Genomic DNA, 22,266 nt, shown 5'->3' with positions numbered 1-22,266 from the left:
CGGGCGGCGGTATGCGGGACCCATCTGTGCGTTCCGGATACCGCCGTTCGTGGTGGACCGGCCCAGCGTGCGAACAGGCCACCCCGCTAGCTCACCAGGGCTGAATGCCCGTCTCGTCGCGGAAGGTGCCGGACGGCCCACCATCGGGCAGCGTCGCGAGCTCGAGGAAGATCGCGGCACCTTGTTCCGGCGTACGGAATCCCTGGAAGTTGTTGAGGTCGGTCGCGACGAAGCCCGGGCAGCCGGCGTTGATGAGGACGCCGGTACCGGCGAGCTCCTTGGCGTACTGGATGGTGATCGCGTTGAGGTAGGACTTGGTCGGCGAGTACGCCGCCGAGATCGGGCCTACCGCATCGGCCTGCGCAGTCTGCAGGGTGAGCGAGCCGACGGTGCTCGACACGTTGACGATGCGCGGCGACGGGGCCCGACGCAGCATCGGCAGCATCGCGTTGGTCACCCGGATCACGCCGATGACGTTGGTGTCGACGACCTGCAGGACCTGCTCGGCGCTGACCTTGGTCGGCTCCTGCGGCATCCCGCCGGTGATGGCGGCGTTGTTCACGAGCACGTCGAGCCCGCCCTGCCCCTCGAGCTTGGCGGCCGCGGCGGCCACGCTCGCGTCGTCGGTCACGTCGAGTGGCACGCCGAACACGTCGTGCCCATCGGCCTGGAGCTTCGCGACGGCCTCGTCGCGGCGACCTGCGTCGCGGGCGCCGACGCCGACGCGGAACCCGATCCGGGCGAGGCCTGCGGCGATCTCGTAGCCGATGCCCTTGTTGGCGCCCGTGACGAGGGCGGTCTTCTTGTTCTCCGTGTTGGTCCCAGCGTTGTTCACAGTCATGCGTCCATCGTGTGTCGCGCCGTCGCACCGTTCCAAGACCGATCTGGTCGAGACCGATACCGCGGAGGTATGACCCCAGGTGAACGACGTACTCTCGACGACGTGGAGACCCGCGAGCTGCGCTACTTCGTTACCGTCGCCGAGGAGTCGCACGTCGGTCGCGCCGCCGAGCGCCTCGGGATGGCCCAGCCGCCGCTGTCACGTGCGATCGGCCAGCTCGAGCGGCGTCTCGGCGCCGATCTCTTCGTCCGTACGCCGCGCGGCGTGACGCTCACCAACGCCGGGGAGACGCTGCTGCGCGAGGGCCGGGCGGCGCTCGCCGCGATCGAGGCGGCCGAGCGGCGTACCCGCCGTACCGCCGAGGCGGCCGACCGCGCCTCGCTCGTGCTGACCGCTAAGGCCGGCGCGTCGAGCGAGCTGATGGTCAAGCTGCTCGACGCCTACGCCGCCGAACCCGACGCGGTCGATGTCGAGGTGGTTCTGAGCCCTCCCGGTCACCAGGCGCAGATGCTGCGCGACGGGCGTGCCGACGTCGCGATCCTGCACCGGCCGTTCGACGACATGAGCGGGTTCGAGGTGGATGTGCTGACGGTCGAGGAGCAGGTGCTGATTCTGCCCGCTGGCCACCCGTCGAGCACGGTGACCTCGATGACCGTCGCCGAAGCGACCTCGATCCCCGACCTGCCGACGCCGCGGTGGCCGCGCCTCGACGGCAGTTACCCCGACGGACCTGGCCCCGAGCTGCGGGACCTGACCCAGGTGCTCCAGCTGGTCCGGCTCGGACGCACCGCGCTGGTGCTGCCCGAGTCGGCCCGCGCCTACCTGCGCGATGGGCTGGCCGTTGTACCCCTGTCGGACGCGGCCCAGGTCACGACGGTCATCGCGTGGCCGCCGCACAGCACGTCGACCGCCGTGGCCGGCCTGGTCCGCACCGCGGGCCGGCTCTGACGCCCGGAAAGATGGCGACCACCGCCACCACGTGAGGAGCAGCCGTGCCGCAGATGGTCAGGGTCCACAACATGTTCGTCTCCAGCGACGGGTACGCCGCCGGCGAGGGTCAGAGCATCGAGCGCCCGTTCGGGCACGCCGACCCGATGGTTCTGGGCGGCTGGGCGTTCGCCACGGCGAGTTGGCCCAACCGGACTGACGGCACAGGCAGCCGTGGCCTGGACGACTACCTCGTGCGCGATTACCACCGCAACATCGGCGCCGAGATCATGGGCCGCAACAAGTTCAGCCCGCAGCGCGGCCCGTGGGCCGATCAGGAGTGGAAGGGCTGGTGGGGCGACGAACCCCCGTTCCACACCCCGGTCTTCGTGATGACCCACCACGAGCGCCCATCCTTCGCCCTCTCCGACACGACCTTCCACTTCGTGAACAGTGACCCCGCGAGTGTGCTTTCCCTCGCCCTCGAGGCCGCCGACGGCAAGGACGTCCGCCTCGGCGGCGGCGCCGACACCGTCCGCCAGTTCCTCGACGCCGGCCTCATCGACACCCTCCACATCGCGGTCTCACCCGTGGAGCTCGGCGCCGGCTCCCGTCTGTGGAACTCCCCCGACGACCTCCTCGACCGCTACCACCGCGACATCGTCCCCAGCCCTAGCGGCGTCGTTCACCACCTGTTTTGGCGCGACTGAACGGTTCGCACGATCGCGCCGCTGTCCGCGTCGACCAAGTACGGATCGACAGGGCCAAAGAGCTAGTGCCCGTCCGCTCACGCCAACGATCAGCTCGCGGCGCAAGTGTGCGTCTATCCACCGCGATTGGACTGCCGCGGCCGCGAGTCGACGGCCTCGCGCCCGGCAGCTCCGAGGCACGAATCCGTCGGCCCATGCCCCCGACACTGACACCTACTCCGCGCCAGGGAATCCTTGCTGGCGCCAGGCCTCGTAGGTCACCACGGCCGCAGAGTTCGACAGGTTCAGCGATCGGCGACCGCCCACCATCGGGATTCTCAGTCGATCGGTGACCCGGGGGTGGCTCAGCACATCGTCTGACAGACCGGTCGGTTCGGGTCCGAAGAGCAGCACATCGTCGGACTCGAACTCGACGTCGGTGTACCAGCGGGTCGCGTGAGCCGTGAAGGCAAACACCCTCGAGGAAGCCAGCGCCGCGCTGTCAAAGGCAGCGCCGAGATCAGGGTGCACCACCAACGATGCCAGGTCGTGGTAGTCGAGACCTGCGCGCTTCAGCTTGGGTTCCGAGAGATCGAAACCGAGGGGTTCGACCAGGTGCAGCGTGGCTCCCGTCCCGGCCACCATCCGAATCGCGTTCCCTGTGTTGGGCGGGATACGGGGCTCGAGGAACATCACATGAAACACGGCTCAAACTATCTCGGCTACTTCGAGGTGCCCCAGACGACGAAGCTCAGAGGGCGATGCCGACCAGGAGCCGGCCGTGCTTGCGTTCGGGCTCTATGAGTTCTTCCGGGACGCCCTGCTGAGCCTGCGGACGAGGGCGACGAGTCCGAGCATGGTGCCCGCGCCGGCGGCGTACGACGCTGCCCAGGGGTACTCGAGGGCTTCCTGCTGCCGCAGCGGCGGCGACGGCGGCCCCTCGACGGGCGCCGCGATCGGTGCCGGGCGGGCGGCCCGGGCCGCGGGTGAGGTGTGCGCCCAAGCCGCGGCGTACATGACGACGCGTGAGAAGTAGTTGATCCAGACCAGCAGGATCAGCGCGATCCCGAACGCCTGGAAGGCCGGGTTGCCCTGGGTGGACTGGAGCAGGAGCTTCGAGAGCTGCTTGAGCACCTCGAACGCGATGGCACCGAGGAAGGCGCCCGACCAGAGTGAGCGGCGCGGCGTGTGCGGCTCGGCCAGGAGCACGAACATCGCGAAGAACAGCAGCATGTTGGCGCCGAACCCAAGCACGATCGTGAGCACCACGACGAGCCAGGCCAGCTCGGTCCCAAGACCCGCCCAGTCCAGGAGGTCGCTCGCGAAGCCACCCACCAGGCCCGCGACCGCCACCGAGACGAGCAGGATCGCGCCGATCAGGACCAGCATCAGCAGGTCGCGCAGCTTGCCGAAGACGAAGTTCGGCTGGTCCTTGGCCGGCATCTCGAAGACCACGACCAGCGCGTCGCGCATCGCGGAGAGCCACCCGAGCCCGGAGTAGAGCAGGACCAGAGCACCGATGATCCCGAGCGTCGCCGCCGCGCTCTCGATGTCACTGATCTGGAGCTGAGCGGGGTTGTCGGGGTCGTTGCCCACGAGCCCCGGCATCACGCCGTTGATCGCTTCGATCAGGTCCGCCCGCGCACCGGGGTAGACCTTCGCGACCCAGCCGACCAGAAAGAAGGCCAGGGCCAGGATCGGGAACACCGACAGGAACGCGAAGTAGGTGACCGCACCAGCCTGCTGGCCGGCCTTCACGGCGCCGTAGTGCTCCTGGGTGCGTACGGCGTGGTCGACCAGCGGACGGCGACGACGGAGCTCCGCGAGCCGCTCCTGGGGCGACGGCATCGTCAGTCGGGGGCGCCGTGGAGGGCGAACGTGCGGGCCGGTCGCCAGCCCGCGTCATCGTCGTGGACGTAGAGGTGGAAGTCGGCGACGTCGAACTCGCATTCGAAGGCCGCCAGCTCCTCGAACGCCCGGTCCAGGAGCGGGTCCTCGAGGTGGTGGGCGACGGTGACGTGCGGGTGGTACGGGTACTGCAGCTCGACGTCGAGCGGCCCACGGCGTACGGCGGCGGCGAGCTGCTCACACTGGGAGATGCCCTCGACGAGGGTCACGAAGACGACGGGCGACACGGGCCGGAAGGTACCCGTCCCACGCAGATGTACGCAGTAGGTCCCGACCTCGGTCGCGACCTCCTCGAGGTGCTTCTCGACATCCGCGACGACCAGGTCGTCGATGTCCGTCGGCGGCACCAGCGTGATGTGGGTAGGGATCATCGCCGCCGTGGTGTCCCCCACGGAGGTCCGATAGTCCTGCAGCTCGCTCGCCCAGGGCTCCGGGATCGCGACCGCCACTCCAATCGTCGGCACTCCTGAACCCTACTGGCCCGCCGCGACGAAGCCGACCCGCTGATAGACGTCGCGGAGGGTCGCACGGGCCACCTCACCGGCCTGCTCGGTCCCCTGGCGAAGTACGTCGGACAGGTAGGTCTGGTCGTCGAGCAGTTCGAGCGTGCGCTCCCGGAAGGGCGTCACGAACTCGACGACGACGTCGGCCAGGTCCGTCTTCAGGTCGCCGTAGCCGCGGCCGGCGTACTCGGCCTCGAGGTCGGCGACCGGGCGGCTGGTGAGCGCGGAGTAGATCGTGAGCAGGTTGCTGATGCCCGGCTTGTGCTCGGGGTCGAAGCGGATCGCCGCCTCCGAGTCGGTCACCGCGGAGCGGATCTTCTTCGCGGAGGCCTTGGGGTCGTCGAGCATCTCCACGATGCCCGACGGGGAGGACGCCGACTTCGACATCTTCGAGGTCGGGTCCTGGAGGTCGGTGATCTTGGCGGTCGCCTTGAGAATGTAGGGCTCCGGGAGGCGGAACGTCTTCTTGTAGCGGCTGTTGAAGCGCTGGGCCAGGTCGCGGGTGAGCTCGAGGTGCTGGCGCTGGTCCTCGCCCACCGGCACGTAGTGCGGCCGGTAAAGCAGGATGTCGGCAGCCTGGAGGACCGGGTAGGTGAACAGCCCGACGCTGGCCGCTCCTTCACCACCCTTGGCGGACTTGTCCTTGAACTGGGTCATCCGGCGGGCCTCGCCGAAGCCGGTCAGGCACTGCAGCACCCACCCCAGCTGCGCGTGCTCCGGGACCTGGGACTGGACGAAGATCGCGGACCGGGCCGGGTCGATGCCCATCGCGAGCAGCTGCGCGGCGGCTCGCAGGGTGCGCTCCCGCAGCACCTTGGGGTCCTGCTCGACGGTGATCGCGTGCAGGTCGGCGATGAAGAAGAAGGGCTGGTACTCCTGTTGGAGGTCCACCCACTGCCGCAAGGCCCCGAGGTAGTTGCCGAAGTGGAACGAGTCGGCGGTCGGCTGGATGCCGGAGAGCACGCGCGGACGGGACGTGCCCGTCCCCGCCGCAGCCGTTGAGACCTCGGGTTCGGTCGTGGTGGACATGGCCGACATTCTCACCCATGGTCAGCGCCTGACGCGCACCGGGGCGGACACCACCACGGCGTTCCGGTAGCCCTGTCGGAACGCCCTGACACGCACCTGGAGCCGGTGGCCGATCTTCGGCTTCGCCTTGGTCGCGAACGCCTGCGGCGGGTACGTCGGCCGCGTCTGCTGCGCCGCCGGCGAGTACGACGGTTGCGACGCGCCCGCTGTCCGCGGGCCAGGTCGGGCCGGCGATGCCGGGCTCCTCGGTGGTCGCACACAGGTCGCACACAGCGGGGTCGGGAACGGCGGTCATCCACCGTCCGGGTAGTTGCCGGTCGGGTCGGTGACAGCGGTGGACGACGTGAACGCGGTGACGTAGCGCATCTTGCAGGCCAGCCCGACCGGGCACGAGTACTTCTCGTAGATGTAGGCGATCTTGCTCCCGTCCGGGGACACGGCAAGGTTCGCCGGAGGCCCGCCGAGCACCTGTCCCACGGAGTCGGCGACGTCCGGTGGGTCGATCGTGCTCAGCACCGTGCCCCACTGGTCCATCCGATAGACGAGGTTCTCCCGCCCGGCGACGGGGCAGCGCTGGGAGTCAGTCGGTGCTGCGGCGGTCGACGGCAGCCGACCAGAAGAGCACGCCGATGCCGGCGATCGAGAGAGCTGCACCCACCAGGGCAGGCGCCCGGTAGCCGTAGCCCGCCGCGATGACGAGGCCACCCAGCCAGGCGCCGAGCGCATTGGCAATGTTGAGGGACGCGTGGTTCATGGCGGCGCCGAGGGTCTGCGCCTCGCCGGAGACGGTCATCAGGCGCAGCTGGAGGTTGACCACCAGGACGGAGCCGATCGCCGTGACCAGGAAGATCGCCGGAAGCAGCCACCAGCCGTACGGCGCCAGCGCCCAGACGAGCAGCATCACGAGGAAGGAGCCCACACCGGCCCAGATCAGGGTGCGGAAGACAGACCAGTCGGCGAGCCGACCCGCGAGCCAGGTACCGGCCACCATGCCGACGCCGAACGCCGCCGTGAAGAGCGGCACCGCGGAGTCGGGCAGGCCACCGACGTCGGTCACGGTCGGGGCGATGTAGGAGTAGACCGCGAACAGCCCACCGAAGCCGACGGCTCCGGCCAGCAGCGTCAGCATCGCCTGGCCGTTGCGGAAGAACAGCATCTCCTTGCGTCCCGTGGCGGCCGGGTTGCCCGGCACCGAAGGCACGAAGGCGATGATCATCACGACGGTGAGGACGGCGAGGCCGGCGGTCGAGAGGTACGCCGAGCGCCAGCCGACCTGCTGGCCGAGCCAGGTGGCGGCGGGGACCCCGACGACGTTGGCGATGGAGAGCCCGAGCATCACGCTCGCGACGGCACGTCCGCGGTGCTCGGGTGCTGCCAGGCTCGCGGCGACCAGCGAGGCGACGCCGAAGTAGGCGCCGTGCGGGAGCCCGTCGAGGAACCGGGCGACGAACAGCACGCCGTAGCTGCCGGCCAGCGCGCTGAGCGCGTTGAACACGGCGTACGCCGCCATCAGCCAGACCAGCAGGGCCCGGCGCGGGAGCTTGGCGCCGAAGATCGCGATCACCGGCGCACCGACGACCACGCCCAGCGCGTACGCCGAGATCATGTGCCCGGCCTGCGGGATCGAGATGCCGACGCCGTCGGCGATCTGCGGCAGCAGGCCCATGGTCACGAACTCGGTCGTGCCGATCGCGAACCCGCCGAGGGCGAGCGCCACCACCGCGAACCGGTAGTGCCGAGCGGCGGCTGGCGCCGTCGCGGCAGGGGCGGTGGTGGGTGCAGTCGTCACGCGGGCTGCAACCCGGAGTCGGGGCGGTCGTATTCCGGGTTCATACGTGATCCAGCGTAGGTGCGCCTCAGGTCTCCTCCCACATCGCCGATAGGGCGGTCGACCAGCAACAAGTCAACACCACGCGAGACAACCCCCACCTGCGCAAGCTGCTGCACCACCTGTCGATCGGCCGACGGCTCTTCCTGGCCTTCGGCATCCTCTGCCTCCTCCTCGCCGTCGTCGCCGGGACCGGCGTCCACGCCGCCCAGGAGATCGCCCAGACCGTCGGCCGGGTGGCGGACGCGTCGCAGGTGACCACGGACAGCGTCCAGCGGCTCCACGGCGCCGTCGCCGTCCTCTCGCAGATGTCGGTGCGGCTGCAGGATCTGGTGTCGACGTTCCGCCACGAATGAGCGGGTTTCCCCGGCCGACCGGGGAAACCCCCCCTCCCTCAGCCGATCCGAGTGACCTCGGACTGCACGACGGCGACGTCGTCGTTGGACGGCAGGCAGGTCTCGCCGGCGAACGCCGCGGGCGAGGTCAGCGTGCCGGTGGCCTGGATGCCCTCACCGTCGCGGGCGACCAGGTGGTCCTTGCCGTCGTACAGGCTGACCTTGCCGTTGGCGTCCAGGCGGGCCCGGAATCCGGCCGGCCAGACCGGCCAGATCTCACCGGCGGGGTTCTGCAGGTAGACACAGTGCCGCCCGTCGACCGCGAGGTTGCCCTGGATCGTGGTGGAGCCGCCGGCCTGACCGGGGATCCACTCCCCGGTCGGCACCTTGATCGCCGTCGCGGCCGTCTCGGAGCCGTGCGAGACGATCGCGACCACGCCGAACCCGGCTGCCGCGATCAGCACCGGAATCACGACCGCCAGGATCATGCCCCGACGGCCGAGGGCCGGCTTCTGGTCCCAGTGGGCGTAGCCGGCCTCGGCCTCGGGCGTGTCCTGCTCAGGCAAGGGACGCCAGTGCCGCGTTGAGGGTCACGGACGGGCGCATCACCGCGTCCGCCTTCGCGTCGTCGGGCCGGTAGTAGCCACCGATGTCGGCAGGCGAGCCCTGTACGGCGATCAGCTCGTCCACGATCGCCGTCTCGTCGGCGGCGAGCCGCTCCGCCAGCGGCTTGAACGCGGCCGCCAGGTCGGCGTCCTCGGTCTGCCCCGCCAGCTCCTGGGCCCAGTAGAGCGCCAGGTAGAAGTGCGAGCCACGGTTGTCGATTCCCCCGAGCTTGCGGGTCGGCGACTTGTCCTCGTTGAGGAAGGTGCCCGTCGCGCGGTCGAGGGCGTCGGCGAGCACCTTGGCGCCCGGCGTCCCGGCCTGCTCGGCGTACAGCTCCAGCGACGGCACCAGCGCGAAGAACTCGCCCAGGCTGTCCCAGCGCAGGTAGTTCTCCTTCACCAGCTGCTGCACGTGCTTGGGAGCCGAGCCGCCGGCGCCGGTCTCGAAGAGGCCACCGCCGTTCATCAGCGGGACGACGGAGAGCATCTTGGCCGACGTACCGAGCTCGAGGATCGGGAAGAGATCGGTGTTGTAGTCGCGCAGCACGTTGCCGGTCACCGAGATGGTGTCCTCGCCCTTGCGGATGCGCTCCAGGGAGTACGTCGTCGCGGCGGCCGGCGCCATGATCTCGATCTGCAGGCCTTCGGTGTCGTGCTCGGGGAGGTACTCGTTGACCTTGGCGATCAGGTTGGCGTCGTGCGCGCGAGTCTCGTCGAGCCAGAAGATGGCAGGCGAGCCGGAGGCGCGGGCGCGGGTGACGGCCAGCTTGACCCAGTCGCGGATCGGGGCGTCCTTGGTCTGGCAGGCACGCCAGATGTCACCGGGCTCGACGTCGTGCTCGATGAGCACGTCGCCGGCAGCGTTGACGACCTGGATCTGACCAGCGGCCGGGGCCTCGAAGGTCTTGTCGTGGGAGCCGTACTCCTCCGCCGCCTGGGCCATCAGGCCGACGTTGGGCACCGAGCCCATGGTCGACGGGTCGAGGGCGCCGTGGGTGCGGCAGTCGTCGATGGCGGCCTGGTAGACGCCGGCATAGCTGGAGTCCGGGATCACCGCGAGGGTGTCGGCCTCGTTGCCGTCGGGGCCCCACATGTGGCCACCGCCGCGGATCATCGCCGGCATCGAGGCGTCGATGATGACGTCGGACGGGACGTGCAGGTTGGTGATGCCCTTGTCGGAGTCGACCATCGCCATCGTCGGGCCGTCGGCCAGGCCGGCCGTGACGGCCGCCTTGATCGCGTCGCCCTCGGGGAGGGAGCCGACCGCGCCGAGGAGGGCGCCGAGGCCGTCGTTCGGGGAGATGCCGGCGGCGGCGAGCTGCTCGCCGTACTGCTCGAAGAGGGTCGGGAAGAACGCCTGCACGACGTGGCCGAAGATGATCGGGTCCGAGACCTTCATCATCGTGGCCTTGAGGTGCACCGAGAAGAGCACGTCGTCGGCCTTGGCCCGCGCGATCTGCTCGGTGAGGAAGCGGCGCAGCGCGGCGACGTTCATGAACGTGCCGTCCACGACCTCGCCGGCCAGAACCTTGATGCCGTCCTTGAGCACGGTCTCGGTGCCGTCGGCGGCGACGTGCTTGATGGTCAGGGTGTCGTCGCTCGGGATCACGACCGACTTCTCGTTGGAGAAGAAGTCGTCCTTGCCCATCGTCGCGACGTTGGTCTTCGACTCGGTGGACCACTTGCCCATGCGGTGCGGGTGGCTCTTGGCGTAGTTCTTGACCGACAGCGGCGCGCGGCGGTCGGAGTTGCCCTCGCGCAGCACCGGGTTGACCGCGGAGCCCTTGACCTTGTCGTACTTCGCGACGACGGCCTTCTCGTCCGCGGTCTGGGCGTTCTCCGGGTAGTCCGGGAGGTCGTAGCCCTGCTCCTGCAGCTCCTTGATCGCGGCCTTCAGCTGCGGGATGGAGGCGGACACGTTGGGCAGCTTGATGATGTTGGCCTCGGGCGTCTTCGCGAGGTCACCGAGCTCGGCGAGCGCGTCGTCGACGATCCCGAACTGGGCCAGGATGCGCCCCGCGAGCGAGATGTCACGCGTCTCGATGTCGACGCCCGCCTTGCCGGCGTACGCCTGCACGATCGGAAGGAAGGAGTACGTCGCCAGCAGAGGCGCCTCGTCCGTGTGCGTGTAGATGATCTTGGCCATGCTCGGTGACTCCTGAGGCTGGTCTGTTGCGATGGGCAGCGGACTGGATTCCTTGACGTCAAGATACCTGACGCAGGCGACGCATCCACCTTCGCACCCGCTCCTAGCCGGGGCAACGGGACCCTTTGCCTACTAGAGTGCTGCCCCGGGGCGTCCGCGGGGGACGTCCGACGAGGGGAGCAGACGTATGCCGGACTCCACCATCCAGCAGAAGCTCACGGCCGAGGTCTTCGGGACGTTCGTCCTGGTGTTCTTCGGCTGCGGCTCGGTCATCTACGCCGGGCAGGCGGATCAGTTCAGCATCCAGACGATCGGGCTCACGTTCGGCGTGGCCGTGATGGTGATGGCCTACGCATTCGGCCGCGTCTCCGGCGCCCACTTCAACCCGGCGGTCTCCGTCGGTGCCGCGATCGGCGGCCGGATGGCCTGGCGCCACGTCGGGCTGTACGTCGTCGCCCAGCTCTTCGGCGCGATCGTCGGCGCCTTCCTGCTCTACGCGCTGATGCAGGGCTTCGAGAGCTTCGAGGCCGAGGGCAACATGGGCCAGAACGCGTTCGGCGACGCCGGCAGCGGCTACGCCTGGTGGGCCGCCTTCCTCCTCGAGCTGGTGATGACCGCCGTCTTCGTCACGGTCATCCTCGCCGTCACCGACGAGCGCAACGAGCACCCTGCGCTCGCACCGCTGACGATCGGCTTCACCCTCGCCGCGATCCACTTCGTCGCGATCCCCGCCACCGGCACCTCGGTCAACCCCGTCCGGTCCATCGGGCCGGCGCTCTTCGCCGGCACCGACGCGATCGCCCAGCTGTGGCTGTTCATCCTGGCCCCGCTGCTCGGCGCAGCGATCGCCGGACTGCTCTACCCGATGCTGTTCGGCCGCGTCGGCGACGCGGTCCCCGGCTCCGGCATCACCTTCTCGCGGCCCCGTACGGCGGCCCAGGTGCCCGGCTATGCCTCCCCCGACCAGTACCAGCAGCAGTGGAACCAGGAGCCGGTCCCGGCACCGGCGCCGGCGCCGATCATCCAGGACGGCTGGCAGTGGGACCCGGCCGGCCAGCAGTGGCACCCCGTCGGCTCGACGCCCGAGCAGTGGCAGGCGCAGCAGGCGGCCGAGGCACAGCAGGCTGCCCAGCCCGCGGCCGACTACGTCGTCGAGGAGACGATCGTGGTCGAGGAGGTCGCCGCGGAGGACCCGCCCATCTGGCAGTCGCGTGGCGACGAGGGCGACGACGGCACCCAGATCCGTCCGCCCAGCTGATCGGCTCCGCTAGCTCGCGACGTCACTCAGCCGCACCGCGCGGCCCTGCTCGATCTGCTCGACCAGGCCCACGTCGCGCGCCCAGGACCGCTCGACCGAGGCACCGGGCTCGAGCGACGAGACCTGCCGGGTGACCAGGAGGTCGTCGTACGACGCTGCCGGGACCGTGGCCGACCCGTCGAGCGCCACCACCGTGGCGACGTCCTCGACGACGCCGGGCTGGTACGCCGTACGGAAACCGTCACCGACGCGGGGCGTCGCCGGCACCGCCAGCCCGGCCTCGGCGCTGTCGGAGCCCGCCTGCCACTCTCCTTCGCGGCCGAACCACCAGACGTTGCCGTCGGCGTCCTGCGCGAACCAGTCGGTCGTGGTCTCGCCGTCTTCGGTGCTCACCTGGGCGGTCGTCGCGACGCCGGCGATCTCCGGGCCGTCCTCGACCGTGACCTCCAGCGAGTGCGCGCCGTCGACGTCGACCACGTCGTAGGTCCAGGTGCGCCCGGCCGACAGTGGCAGCCAGGGGTTGTCGATGCTGCCGGCGAAGTCGTCGGGGTCGGGCGTCGGGGTGGGCACGACCAGGTCGTCCACGCCCGACGGGGGGCTCGAGACGGAGGCGCTGCCGCACCCGCCGAGGACGAGCGGGAGGACGACGACGGCGACGAGCGCGCGGCGTCCCCGCCTCGACCTCTCCCTCGACTTCCCCCTCGACTTCATGGCGGCCATGATCCCGTACCCCAGACCTCCTGCGAGTGGAACCCTCCCCCGCTGCTAGCGTCGGGAGCCGGAAATCCCACCATTCCTCACCATCGCGTGTTCAAGGAGTAGTCGTGAGTTCAACCCCGTTGAAGGTTGCCGTCACCGGCGCCGCCGGTCAGATCGGATACAGCCTGCTGTTCCGCCTCGCGAGCGGGTCGCTGCTGGGCGACCGCCCGATCGAGCTGCGGCTGCTGGAGATCACGCCGGCCCTGAAGGCGCTCGAGGGCGTCGTCATGGAGCTGGACGACTGTGCGTTCCCCAACCTGGCCGGCGTCGAGATCGGCGACGACGCCGAGACGATCTTCGACGGCGTCAACCTGGCGCTGCTCGTCGGCGCCCGTCCGCGCGGCCCCGGCATGGAGCGCGGTGACCTGCTCTCGGCCAACGGCGCGATCTTCACCGCGCAGGGCAAGGCGCTCAACAAGGTCGCCGCCGACGACGTCCGCATCGGCGTGACCGGCAACCCGGCCAACACCAACGCGCTGATCGCGATGACCAACGCGCCCGACATCCCGCAGGAGCGGTTCTCGGCGCTGACCCGCCTCGACCACAACCGCGCGATCTCGCAGCTCGCCGCCAAGACCGGCGCCGCCGTGACCGACATCAAGAAGATGACGATCTGGGGCAACCACTCCGCGACGCAGTACCCTGACATCTTCCACGCCGAGGTCGGCGGCAAGAACGCCGCCGAGGTCGTGGGCGACCAGGCCTGGATCGCGGACACCTTCATCCCGACCGTCGCCAAGCGCGGCGCCGCGATCATCGACGCCCGGGGCTCGTCCTCGGCCGCGTCCGCAGCGTCGGCCACCGTCGACGCCGCCCGCGACTGGCTGCTCGGCTCCGCCAAGGACGACTGGGTCTCGATGGCGGTCGTCTCCGACGGCTCGTACGGCGTCCCCGAGGGCCTGATCTCGTCCTTCCCGGTCACCACCAAGGACGGCAACTGGGAGATCGTCCAAGGTCTTGAGATCGACGACTTCTCGCGCGGCAAGATCGACGCCTCCACCGCGGAGCTCGCCGACGAGCGCGCCGCCGTGACGGAGCTCGGGCTGATCTGAGGCCGAGTCGGCGCAAATTGACCCTCGAGTCGGCGCAGAGTGACCCTGGTTGGGGTCACTTTGCGCCGACTCGGCGTTAGAGGCCGGGTTGGTCGGGGATCGAGCCGGCCAGGAAGATCAGCGCGATACCGGTGGCGATCAGCAGGAAGCAGTCCCACCAGCGCTTGCGTACGGCGAGCATGCCGGCGTCCTTGGCGGGCAGCACGGCCCGCACGAGCGCCCCGAAGAGCAGCGCCGCGCCGTACCACCGGATCCCGAGTCGCCAGTTGCCCGACGTGATGATGCCGATCGCGATCGCGACCACGGCGAGCACGACGAGGTAGAACCCGCCGCCGATCGTCGACGGGTAGCGGCGCGGCTCCCCTTCGCCGACGTCCTCGGCGGAGAGCGGCTCCACGTCGTCGGACGGGGGCTCGACGTCGCTCACGACACCTGACGCTCGGCGGCCGAGACGATGTTGGACAGGAGCATCGCGCGGGTCATCGGACCCACGCCGCCCGGGTTGGGCGAGATCCAGCCCGCGACGTCCCAGACGTCGTCCGCGACGTCCCCGGCGATCTTGCCGTCGACCCGCGAGACGCCCACGTCGAGCACCGCTGCGCCCGGCTTGACCATGTCGGCGCCGATGATCCCGGGTACGCCGGCCGCGGCCACGATGACGTCGGCCGTCCGCGTGTGGGCGGCCAGGTCGCGGGTGCCGGTGTGGCAGAGCGTGACGGTGGAGTTCTCGGACCGCCGGGTGAGCAGCAGGCCGAGCGGGCGGCCCACGGTGAGGCCACGGCCGACGACGACGACCTCGGCGCCGTTCAGCTCGACCCCGTGGCGACGGAGCAGCTCGATGCAGCCGATCGGGGTGCACGGCAGCGGGCCAGTCTCGCCGAGCACGAGCTTGCCGAGGTTGGTCGGGTGCAGCCCGTCGACGTCCTTGTCCGGGTCGACGCGCGAGAGCAGCCGGAACTCATCGAGCCCGGTCGGCTGCTGCACCAGGAACCCGGTGCAGCCCGGGTCGGCATTGAGGCGGTCGATCTCCGCCTCGACCTCGGCCTGGCTCGCGGTCGCCGGCAGGTCGACGCGGATCGACTCGATGCCGATCTCGGCGCAGTCCTTGTGCTTGGCGCCGACGTACCAGTGCGAGCCCGGGTCGTCGCCGACCAGGACGGTGCCGAGACCGGGCACGATGCCCTGCTCGCGCAGCTTGGCCACGCGCTCGGTCAGCTCGACCTTGATCGACTTGAGGGTGGCGGAGCCGTCCAGCTTCTGTGCAGTCACGTGTTGCATCCTGTCATCGGGCGGGCTGGTGTTCATGCCACCCCGCTGTGGTCGGGGCCGGCGGTCGGCACACGGTTGCTTGACGATCGCCGAGTCGGCGCAAGCCGTCCTCCTCCGCTTCGCTCCCCGGTCCGTTTCCGCCGACTCGGCTCAGCGGCACTTCTTCCCTTCGCTTCGCTCAATGGAAGAAGTGCCGGGTGCCGGTGAAGTACATCGTCACGCCGGCCGCCTTGGCGGCCTCGATGGTGAGCTCGTCACGCACCGAGCCTCCGGGCTGGACGATCGCGGCGACACCGGCGTCGATCAGGATCTGCGGGCCGTCCTCGAACGGGAAGAACGCGTCGGACGCGGCGACCGAGCCGACCGACCGCTCCCCCGCGCGCTCGACGGCGAGCTTGCACGAGTCGACCCGGTTGACCTGACCCATGCCGACGCCGACCGAGGCGCCACCCTTGGCGAGCAGGATCGCGTTGGACTTCACCGAGCGGCACGCCTGCCAGGCGAACGCCAGGTCGGCCAGCACCTCGGGCGAGGCCGCCTCACCGGTGGCGAGGGTCCAGGTGGCCGGGTCGTCACCATCAGCGTCGACGTGGTCGACGCGCTGCATCAGCAGGCCACCGCTGACCGGCCGGATCTCCACGGGTGCGGGGTGCTCGTCGACCGCGCACACCAGGATGCGGATGTTCTTCTTGCCCTGGAGGATCTCGACCGCGCCCTCGTCGTACGCCGGCGCGACGATCACCTCGGTGAACACCTCCGCCACCTGCTGCGCCATCTCGACCGAGACCGGGCGGTTGACCGCGATCACGCCACCGAACGCGGAGACCGGGTCGCACTCGTGGGCCTTGCGGTGCGCCTCGGCGACGTCTGCGCCCACCGCGATGCCGCAGGGGTTGGCGTGCTTGATGATCGCAACGGCCGGCTCGTCGAAGTCGTTCGCGGCCCGGCGGGCGGCGTCGGTGTCGACGTAGTTGTTGTAGGACATCTCCTTGCCGTGCAGCTGCTCGGCCGCGGCCAGGCCACCGCCGAGGGCGCTCGTGTAGAGCGCGGCCGGCTGGTGCGGGTTCTCGCCGTACCGCAGCACGGCCGACTTCTCCCAGGTCGCGCCGGCCCAGGCCGGGAAGTTCGTCCCGTCGGAGGTGTCGGTGAGCACGCTGCCCATCCAGGACGCCACGGCCACGTCGTACGACGCGGTGTGCACGAACGCCTCGGCCGCCAGCCGCTTGCGCTGGTCGAGCGTGAAGCCACCGTCGGCGAGGGCCGCGACCACGTCGGCGTAGCTGGAGGGCGAGGTGACGATCGCGACCGAGGGGTGGTTCTTGGCGGCGGCGCGGACCATCGACGGGCCCCCGATGTCGATCTGCTCGACGCACTCGTCGGGCGTCGCGCCGGACTGCACGGTCTGCACGAACGGGTAGAGGTTCGAGATCACCAGGTCGAACGGCTCGACGCCGAGCTCCGCGAGCTGCTCCACGTGGGAGTCCAGCCGGCGGTCGGCGAGGATGCCGGCGTGCACCCGCGGGTGCAGCGTCTTGACCCGGCCGTCGAGGCACTCGGGGAAGCCCGTGAGCTCCTCGACCTTGGTGACCGGCAGGCCGAGCCCGGCGATCAGGGCCGCGGAGCCGCCGGTGGAGACGAGCTCGACGCCGGCGTCGTGCAGGGCCTGGACCAGGTCCTCGAGGCCGGTCTTGTCGTAGACGGAGACGAGGGCGCGCTTGATCGGGATGCGGCCAGACGGTTGGGCAACCTGGGACACGGGGACTCCTGCTGGGTCGGCGGTTGGGAAGCACCCAGGCGGTCGATGCTCCCGGCGTCACTCCCTGGTGGTCGCCCACCTGCGCCAGTCGTGTGGCCTCAGCCTAGTCGACCAGGCGACCCATCCGGACCCGGCGGCCCTCGACCGTGAAGCCCTCCCGGGCCATCGCCCCGATCGAGTCCACGAGCATGCCCCGCTCGGCCACCTTGATCCGCTCGTGCAGCGTCTCGACGGTGTCGCCGTCGACCACCTCGACCGCCCGCTGGGCGACGATCGGTCCGGTGTCGACGCCGGGATCGACCACGAAGAGCGTCGCGCCGGTGACCTTCACGCCGTACGCCAGCGCCTCGGCCGGGCCGTGCATCCCCGGGAACGACGGCGACAGCGCGGGATGGGTGTTGACCACCTTGCCGCCGAAGACCGCGAGGAAGGTGCTGCCGACCAGCTTCATGAACCCGGCCAGCACGACGATGTCGGGGTCGTACGCCGCGACGGCACCCGCGAGTGCGGCGTCCCACTCCTCGCGGGTCTCGAACTCCTTGACCGACAGGGTGAACGTCGGGATGCCGGCGCGCTCGGCGCGGGCCAGGCCCTCGATGCCGCCGCGGTCGGCGCCGACGGCGACTACGTGAGCGCCGTACGACGGGTCGGCGCAAGCGTCGATCAGCGCCTGGAGGTTGGTGCCGGAGCCCGACACGAGGACGACGACGGCAGCAGGCTCGGACACGCGTCGGAGTCTAGGACGCTCAGGCCTCGGCGTGGCGGGCGGCGCGGCGCTGCCACCAGGTCATCGCCAGACCACCCACGACGCCGCCCAGCCCGAACGCGGTCACGGCGTGCACCATCACGTCCGTCGCGTCGGGCCCGATCTCGCGCATCCGGCCCGGCCCGGCGGCACCGCCGGAGATCGCGGCGAGGACGCCGAGCAGCAGCCCGGCCGTCACGCCACCGACGCAGCCGCGCAGGGCGCCCTCCTCCCAGCGGAGGGTGGGCGTACGGCGCTGCGCCCGGGCGGCCGCGATGGCTGCGATCAGGGGCGGTACGGCGATCAGGTACGTCGCCCAGGCTGGTGTGGCGCCGTTGTCGGGGAGTGCGGCGAGCAGCGGGAACATCGGCACCGGGCCGAGCGAGACCAGCGTCGGGGACACCATCGTGCCGGTGCCGACGAGGAAGCCCGGGCCGAGCAGGTAGCTGCCGGCGAAGAGCGCGGCATTGGGGACCAGCGTCGCGGTGAGGACCGTGTAGACGGTGGCGTCGCCGGCCCCGGTGTGCAGGCGGGACATCACGTTGACCGCCGTACCGAAGTCGACGACGAGGGACACCAGGGAGACCGCGGTCGACACGAGCAGGAAGCCGCCGAGGATGCGCAGCCCGCCGACGAACGCGGCCCGCAGCCACGGCTGCACGAGCGTCGCCCAGATCGCGAGGCGACCGGCACCGGTCGCGATGGCGGCCCAGCCGAAGGTCGCGGAGAGCACGAGCGACCAGCCGACGACCCGCGCGAGCGACGGTGCGGTGTCGGGCGTGGAGGCCACCGCGCCTGTGATGATCGCCACGAGGAGGTAGCCCGCGGTGAACATCGAGGCGGCGATCGGGACGGTCCAGTCGCGCTCGCCGTCGGCGATCCGGTCGGAGTCGGGACCATGTCCGGAGATCGCGTCGCCGACCCGGTGCCCGATGCGCCAGGCCGACCAGGCACAGAGCGCCGAGACGCCGAGCGGGACGAGGGTGATGGCGACGCCGTTCACGGTGACCCCGGACCCGTGCGCGAGCAGCCAACCCAGTGCTCCCACGCGCAGTCCGTCGCTGGGAGTGCCGTGCGCGCCCGCGTCGGCGAGGAACCAGCCGACGACGCCGAGCGCCAGACAGACGACCAGCGTCGCGGCCGCGGCAGCCATCCCCCCGAGCAGGGCGACCGGCACCAGCGGAGAGCGGTGCCTCAGGTCTGCGCCGCTCCGACCGGACGCGGCCGAGCCGGAGGAGAGCGATCCGGGGAGCAGGGACGTCATGGTGCGGCCATCATCGCCCGCCGCGGGCGCCGGATCGGGGCGCACACGCCGAATCGGCACGGATCAGGGGGGCGGGCTACCGTGGACGGCGCCATGACCGAGCCCGACGAGTTCGACCAGTTCTACAAGGACGTACGCACCCGCCTCCTGCTGCTGACGTACTGCCTCACTGGCGACCTTCCTGCCTCCCGCGCCGCGGTGCGCGACGCGTTCGTCGTCGCCTGGCACCACTGGCGCAAGGTCTCCCGCGTGGAGGACCCGGAGGCCTGGGTCCGCGGGCACGCCTGCCGCCACGCCGTACGCCGGCACACGGCGAAGCTGTGGCACCGCGAGAAGGGCCTCGACCCCGAGATCAAGGCCACCCTCGACGCCCTGGGCCGCCTGTCGATGACCCAGCGCCGGGTGCTGCTCGTGACCGAGCTGACGACCAGCTCGCTGGCCGCGATGGCCCGCGAGGTCGGCCTGCCCCGCCCCGAGGCCGAGCGCGAGCTGCAGACCGCGACGGCCACGTTCGCGCTGCACCGTGAGATCGGCACGACCGCGGTCCGCGGCGCTCTCGAGGCCGTCCGCGCCCACGTCGAGACCAACCGCTGGCCGCGCCCCACCATCCTCCGGCGCGCGGGAGCCACCCGTCGTCGCACCCACACGGTCATCGGCGTCGCCGCCACGGCGGCCGCGCTCGTGATCGCCGGCACCCTGCTCACCGACGCCGACGGCGTACGCCCGACGCTCGCAGGCGAGCGCATCGAGGCCGGCGACCCGTCCGGCGCCCCCGCCCCGGAGGTGGTCGAGGTACCGGAGGACTCCCTGCTTGCCGCGGACAGCCTCAACCGGCTCGTGTCGGTCCCCGACGCCACCGGGTGGACGGTCGCGAGCACGGACGACAACTCCGAGGGCAACGGCAAGGTGATGACCTGCCAGCAGAGCCGCTACGTCTCGCCACGCAACCGCCCCGACGCGGCACTGGTCCGGATCTTCGACCCCCAGACGTCGGACCAGAACTCGGCGCTGACCTCGTCCATGAAGCCGAAGCCGAAGATCGCGACGACGGTCGTGCAGACCGCCGAGTCGTCGCGGACCGAGCGGGCCGCCGGCCGTGGCTACGCCACCGCTGTCGCCTGGTTCGCCGGCTGTCACGAGGACCGGGCCCAGCTGCTCGCGACGTACGACTTGCCTGGGGTGGGTGACGAGGCGCAGCTGTTCGAGCTGCACACCTGGTCGGCACCCGAGAAGACCGTCATCGCCGCCGTCGCCCGCACCGGCAGCTTCACGACCACGACCGTCAGCACCACGCGCGCAGCGGACGGCCCCCGTCCCGCTGCGATCGCCAAGGTGCTCGCGCGCGGCGTCGACCAGCTCTGCGAGCTGCCCGAGGGCGGCACCTGCTCGACGAGCGCGAAGCCGCAGAAGGCGAGCCCGGTCCCGGTCGCCCAGGCCCCGGGCATGCTCGCCGAGATCGACCTGCCGCCGGCCGCCGGCGTGAACAAGCCGTGGGTCGGTACCGAGCCTCGCAAGGCTCTCGTCAACGCGGCAGCGACGCACTGCGACAACACCGACTTCAGCGCGGCACCGATGAGCAACAACCTCACCCGGACCTTCCTGGTGCCGGAGGCCAAGCTGGCCGCCGAGTTCGGACTGACGGAGTCGGTCGGCACGCTGCCGCCGAAGCGGGCGAAGGCGTTCGTCGCCGGCGTGCGCGAGGCCCTGGAGCGCTGCCCGAAGAAGCAGTTGGGCACCCAGGTGACCCGCCTGCGCGACGTACGCCGGGGCAATGCCGACCTGACGGTGTGGCGGGTCAACACCGAGGTCACCGACGACAAGACGCTGAGCTTCCTGATGGGCGTCGTCCGCGATGGCACCGCCGTCGCCCAGGTCGGCTTCGTGCCGGTCAAGGGCGTCACGATCACCCCGGACGCGTTCCAGGCGCTCACCCAGCGTGCGCTGGACCGGCTCGCGGAGATGCCCGCGCCGAGGTAGCGCTCCGCCTCCAGAGAATTCTCGCTCCCACGTGCAACCGTGGGTCCCGCTCGGGCGTATCCCCCACGATCAGCAACCCTGCTGACCTGACGAGACGGGACCAGAGTCGATGGACGAACGCGAGTTCGACGACTTCTACGCCGCGTCGTTCCAGCGGATCACCGGCCAGGTCTACGCCATGATCGGCAACCGCGACGAGGCACAGGAGTGCGTGCAGGAGGCGTTCGTCCGCGCCTGGGCGCACCGCCGAAAACTGGAGAAGGCCGAGCATCCGGAAGCCTGGGTGCGCACCACGGCGTACCGCCTGGCGGTGAGCCGCTGGCGGCGCACCGTGCGCGGCCGACGACCGGTCGACCGGGCCGTAGGCCCGGCGTACGAGAGCGCGGCCCCCACTGAGGCTCACGTCGCCCTGGTGGCGGCGCTCAAGCAGCTGCCCGAGGCCCAACGGCAGGCGCTGGTGCTCCACCACATCGCCGACCTGCCCGTGCACGACGTCGCCCGCGAGGTCGGCGTCCCTGAAGGAACGATCAAGGCCCGGCTCAGCCGGGGACGCGCGGCGCTGGCCGCACTGCTCGCCGACGAGGAAGGACTCAGCCATGCGTGACCCTCTGGACGAGCTCGAGAACTTCACCGACCCAGGACTGACCATGAGCCCGCTTCCCGCCTCCGAGGTACGCCGTCGCGGCACCCGGATGCGCCGCCGCAACAACGCCCTCGCGGCGATCGGCGGCGTCGCCGTCGTGGCGATCATCGCCACGCCGCTGGCGATGGCGGCCACCGGCAATCGCACCGACACCACGCCGCCGGTGACCAACCCCTCCCCCTCGTGGGTGACGAAGATCCCGGCAGGCTTCCCGCTGGCGGAAGGGCTGCCGACGCCGGTCCAGACGAGTGCGTCGTACGACTCACCGGTCACGGACGTCTGCGCCGGGGCGGGCTGGGGCCCCACCGGGTCGTACGAGGTCCAGCAGGCGACCTATACCGAGTCGGAAGGCGGCTCCACACACACCCTCGCGCTCTACCCGACCGCCGGCGAGGCCGAGCTGGCCCTGACTGCCCTCAGCGCCGAGATGCAGGCCTGCGTTCTACAGACCGAGGGCAAGCAACGCTGGGTGGGCGTCCTGCCGTCCGACGACGGTGACCAGTCGCTGGTCTACGCCAACCACTACTCCGATGGCGGCGACGTCGACGCGGTCCAGCTCGTCAGGGTGGGCAACGCGATCCTGCAGGCGACGACGTCCTCGCTCGGCGCCCCGGCCGAGGACACCGCCGCGCTGGTCCAGGAGAGGTCGGCGCCGGTCATCGACGCCATGTGCGCCTTCGCCGCCGACCCCTGCTAAATGCCGAGTCGGCGCAAAGTGACCCCCGTACGGGG

General features: G+C 70.7%; 23 protein-coding genes and 1 riboswitch. Of the genes, 7 read left to right on the top strand and 16 right to left on the bottom strand.

The window, feature by feature from the left end; all coding sequences use genetic code 11:
- Positions 1-91: 91 nt before the first annotated feature.
- The gene (locus ABEA33_RS08970) at positions 92-841 is read right to left on the bottom strand and encodes an SDR family NAD(P)-dependent oxidoreductase (RefSeq protein WP_345526417.1); all 750 of its coding nucleotides are present in this window, start codon (positions 839-841) and stop codon (positions 92-94) included.
- Between the two features lie 102 nt (positions 842-943).
- Here ABEA33_RS08970 and ABEA33_RS08965 point away from each other — a divergent pair, with 102 nt between their 5' ends.
- Both ABEA33_RS08965 and ABEA33_RS08960 read left to right on the top strand, forming a co-directional pair.
- Complete coding sequence (locus ABEA33_RS08965) at positions 944-1,789, top strand: LysR family transcriptional regulator (protein ID WP_345526416.1); 846 nt, start codon at positions 944-946, stop codon at positions 1,787-1,789.
- Between the two features lie 53 nt (positions 1,790-1,842).
- Positions 1,843-2,478 (top strand): dihydrofolate reductase family protein, encoded by a 636-nt coding sequence (locus ABEA33_RS08960; RefSeq protein ID WP_345526593.1) that lies wholly within the window; start codon positions 1,843-1,845, stop codon positions 2,476-2,478.
- 213 nt (positions 2,479-2,691) lie between these two features.
- Here ABEA33_RS08960 and ABEA33_RS08955 read toward each other — a convergent pair whose 3' ends face one another.
- The 9 genes from ABEA33_RS08955 to ABEA33_RS08915 all read right to left on the bottom strand — a co-directional run bounded on the left by ABEA33_RS08955 (position 2,692) and on the right by ABEA33_RS08915 (position 10,811).
- Positions 2,692-3,162, bottom strand: a complete 471-nt coding sequence (locus ABEA33_RS08955) for a tRNA (cytidine(34)-2'-O)-methyltransferase (protein WP_345526415.1) — start codon at positions 3,160-3,162, stop codon at positions 2,692-2,694.
- A 93-nt stretch (positions 3,163-3,255) separates the two neighbouring features.
- On the bottom strand, positions 3,256-4,305 hold the full coding sequence (locus ABEA33_RS08950; protein ID WP_345526414.1) for a YihY/virulence factor BrkB family protein: 1,050 nt from the start codon (positions 4,303-4,305) through the stop codon (positions 3,256-3,258).
- 2 nt (positions 4,306-4,307) lie between these two features.
- On the bottom strand, positions 4,308-4,829 hold the full coding sequence (locus ABEA33_RS08945) for a 2'-5' RNA ligase family protein (RefSeq protein ID WP_345526413.1): 522 nt from the start codon (positions 4,827-4,829) through the stop codon (positions 4,308-4,310).
- A 9-nt stretch (positions 4,830-4,838) separates the two neighbouring features.
- Positions 4,839-5,897 (bottom strand): tryptophan--tRNA ligase, encoded by a 1,059-nt coding sequence (trpS, locus tag ABEA33_RS08940; protein ID WP_345526412.1) that lies wholly within the window; start codon positions 5,895-5,897, stop codon positions 4,839-4,841.
- Positions 5,898-6,188: 291 nt separating this feature from the next.
- Positions 6,189-6,431, bottom strand: coding sequence for a hypothetical protein (locus ABEA33_RS08935; RefSeq protein WP_345526411.1), 243 nt, complete (start codon positions 6,429-6,431; stop codon positions 6,189-6,191).
- Between the two features lie 46 nt (positions 6,432-6,477).
- Positions 6,478-7,686, bottom strand: a complete 1,209-nt coding sequence (locus ABEA33_RS08930; RefSeq protein WP_345526410.1) for an MFS transporter — start codon at positions 7,684-7,686, stop codon at positions 6,478-6,480.
- The gene (locus ABEA33_RS08925) at positions 7,683-7,928 is read right to left on the bottom strand and encodes a hypothetical protein (RefSeq protein ID WP_345526409.1); all 246 of its coding nucleotides are present in this window, start codon (positions 7,926-7,928) and stop codon (positions 7,683-7,685) included. The genes ABEA33_RS08930 and ABEA33_RS08925 overlap by 4 nt, the downstream gene beginning before the upstream one ends.
- Before the next feature lie 191 nt (positions 7,929-8,119).
- Positions 8,120-8,626, bottom strand: a complete 507-nt coding sequence (locus ABEA33_RS08920) for a hypothetical protein (protein WP_345526408.1) — start codon at positions 8,624-8,626, stop codon at positions 8,120-8,122.
- The gene (locus tag ABEA33_RS08915) at positions 8,619-10,811 is read right to left on the bottom strand and encodes an NADP-dependent isocitrate dehydrogenase (protein ID WP_345526407.1); all 2,193 of its coding nucleotides are present in this window, start codon (positions 10,809-10,811) and stop codon (positions 8,619-8,621) included. Before ABEA33_RS08915 ends, ABEA33_RS08920 begins: the two co-directional genes overlap by 8 nt.
- A gap of 187 nt (positions 10,812-10,998) precedes the next feature.
- Between ABEA33_RS08915 and ABEA33_RS08910 the strand changes: the two genes are divergently transcribed.
- Positions 10,999-12,069, top strand: a complete 1,071-nt coding sequence (locus ABEA33_RS08910; RefSeq protein ID WP_345526406.1) for an MIP/aquaporin family protein — start codon at positions 10,999-11,001, stop codon at positions 12,067-12,069.
- A 9-nt stretch (positions 12,070-12,078) separates the two neighbouring features.
- Here ABEA33_RS08910 and ABEA33_RS08905 read toward each other — a convergent pair whose 3' ends face one another.
- Positions 12,079-12,780, bottom strand: coding sequence for a hypothetical protein (locus tag ABEA33_RS08905; RefSeq protein ID WP_345526405.1), 702 nt, complete (start codon positions 12,778-12,780; stop codon positions 12,079-12,081).
- Between the two features lie 113 nt (positions 12,781-12,893).
- On the opposite strand from ABEA33_RS08905, the gene ABEA33_RS08900 reads away from it, so the two are divergent.
- The gene (locus ABEA33_RS08900; protein WP_345526404.1) at positions 12,894-13,880 is read left to right on the top strand and encodes a malate dehydrogenase; all 987 of its coding nucleotides are present in this window, start codon (positions 12,894-12,896) and stop codon (positions 13,878-13,880) included.
- A 76-nt stretch (positions 13,881-13,956) separates the two neighbouring features.
- Here ABEA33_RS08900 and ABEA33_RS08895 read toward each other — a convergent pair whose 3' ends face one another.
- From ABEA33_RS08895 to ABEA33_RS08875, 5 genes are all read right to left on the bottom strand, one after another.
- Positions 13,957-14,307, bottom strand: a complete 351-nt coding sequence (locus ABEA33_RS08895) for a DUF3017 domain-containing protein (protein WP_345526403.1) — start codon at positions 14,305-14,307, stop codon at positions 13,957-13,959.
- Positions 14,304-15,149, bottom strand: a complete 846-nt coding sequence (locus tag ABEA33_RS08890; RefSeq protein ID WP_345526402.1) for a bifunctional methylenetetrahydrofolate dehydrogenase/methenyltetrahydrofolate cyclohydrolase — start codon at positions 15,147-15,149, stop codon at positions 14,304-14,306. Before ABEA33_RS08890 ends, ABEA33_RS08895 begins: the two co-directional genes overlap by 4 nt.
- Before the next feature lie 178 nt (positions 15,150-15,327).
- Positions 15,328-16,905: a bifunctional phosphoribosylaminoimidazolecarboxamide formyltransferase/IMP cyclohydrolase gene (gene purH / locus ABEA33_RS08885; RefSeq protein ID WP_345526401.1), complete on the bottom strand. Its 1,578-nt coding sequence runs from the start codon at positions 16,903-16,905 to the stop codon at positions 15,328-15,330.
- Between the two features lie 25 nt (positions 16,906-16,930).
- A riboswitch (ZMP/ZTP riboswitch) is annotated at positions 16,931-17,007 on the bottom strand.
- Between the two features lies 1 nt (position 17,008).
- Positions 17,009-17,632: a phosphoribosylglycinamide formyltransferase gene (gene purN / locus ABEA33_RS08880; protein ID WP_345526400.1), complete on the bottom strand. Its 624-nt coding sequence runs from the start codon at positions 17,630-17,632 to the stop codon at positions 17,009-17,011.
- A gap of 19 nt (positions 17,633-17,651) precedes the next feature.
- A complete protein-coding gene (locus ABEA33_RS08875) occupies positions 17,652-18,914 on the bottom strand; it encodes a cell division protein PerM (RefSeq protein ID WP_345526399.1) in 1,263 nt (420 codons plus the stop codon).
- A gap of 93 nt (positions 18,915-19,007) precedes the next feature.
- Between ABEA33_RS08875 and ABEA33_RS08870 the strand changes: the two genes are divergently transcribed.
- The 3 genes from ABEA33_RS08870 to ABEA33_RS08860 all read left to right on the top strand — a co-directional run bounded on the left by ABEA33_RS08870 (position 19,008) and on the right by ABEA33_RS08860 (position 22,231).
- Positions 19,008-20,891, top strand: coding sequence for a SigE family RNA polymerase sigma factor (locus ABEA33_RS08870; protein WP_345526398.1), 1,884 nt, complete (start codon positions 19,008-19,010; stop codon positions 20,889-20,891).
- 109 nt (positions 20,892-21,000) lie between these two features.
- Positions 21,001-21,495, top strand: coding sequence for an RNA polymerase sigma factor (locus ABEA33_RS08865; protein ID WP_345526397.1), 495 nt, complete (start codon positions 21,001-21,003; stop codon positions 21,493-21,495).
- Positions 21,488-22,231, top strand: a complete 744-nt coding sequence (locus ABEA33_RS08860; RefSeq protein ID WP_345526396.1) for a hypothetical protein — start codon at positions 21,488-21,490, stop codon at positions 22,229-22,231. The genes ABEA33_RS08865 and ABEA33_RS08860 overlap by 8 nt, the downstream gene beginning before the upstream one ends.
- Positions 22,232-22,266 lie beyond the last annotated feature (35 nt).

The sequence above is a fragment of the Nocardioides endophyticus genome (assembly GCF_039543845.1).
GTDB classification, from domain to species: Bacteria; Actinomycetota; Actinomycetes; order Propionibacteriales; family Nocardioidaceae; genus Nocardioides; species Nocardioides endophyticus.
The sequence above is the reverse complement of the archived record's forward strand: the minus strand, read 5'-3'. Positions and strand labels throughout refer to the sequence as shown.

Excerpts from the sequence above, each read along its gene's own strand:
- ABEA33_RS08870 (WP_345526398.1), top strand. The coding sequence starts at position 19,008 with ATGACCGAGCCCGACGAGTTCGACCAGTTCTACAAGGACGTACGCACC.
- ABEA33_RS08915 (WP_345526407.1), bottom strand. The coding sequence starts at position 10,811 with ATGGCCAAGATCATCTACACGCACACGGACGAGGCGCCTCTGCTGGCG.
- ABEA33_RS08935 (WP_345526411.1), bottom strand. The coding sequence starts at position 6,431 with ATGGACCAGTGGGGCACGGTGCTGAGCACGATCGACCCACCGGACGTC.
- ABEA33_RS08970 (WP_345526417.1), bottom strand. The coding sequence starts at position 841 with ATGACTGTGAACAACGCTGGGACCAACACGGAGAACAAGAAGACCGCC.
- ABEA33_RS08860 (WP_345526396.1), top strand. The coding sequence starts at position 21,488 with ATGCGTGACCCTCTGGACGAGCTCGAGAACTTCACCGACCCAGGACTG.
- trpS (WP_345526412.1), bottom strand. The coding sequence starts at position 5,897 with ATGTCCACCACGACCGAACCCGAGGTCTCAACGGCTGCGGCGGGGACG.
- ABEA33_RS08910 (WP_345526406.1), top strand. The coding sequence starts at position 10,999 with ATGCCGGACTCCACCATCCAGCAGAAGCTCACGGCCGAGGTCTTCGGG.
- ABEA33_RS08875 (WP_345526399.1), bottom strand. The coding sequence starts at position 18,914 with ATGACGTCCCTGCTCCCCGGATCGCTCTCCTCCGGCTCGGCCGCGTCC.
- ABEA33_RS08950 (WP_345526414.1), bottom strand. The coding sequence starts at position 4,305 with ATGCCGTCGCCCCAGGAGCGGCTCGCGGAGCTCCGTCGTCGCCGTCCG.
- ABEA33_RS08865 (WP_345526397.1), top strand. The coding sequence starts at position 21,001 with ATGGACGAACGCGAGTTCGACGACTTCTACGCCGCGTCGTTCCAGCGG.
- ABEA33_RS08905 (WP_345526405.1), bottom strand. The coding sequence starts at position 12,780 with ATGAAGTCGAGGGGGAAGTCGAGGGAGAGGTCGAGGCGGGGACGCCGC.
- ABEA33_RS08960 (WP_345526593.1), top strand. The coding sequence starts at position 1,843 with ATGGTCAGGGTCCACAACATGTTCGTCTCCAGCGACGGGTACGCCGCC.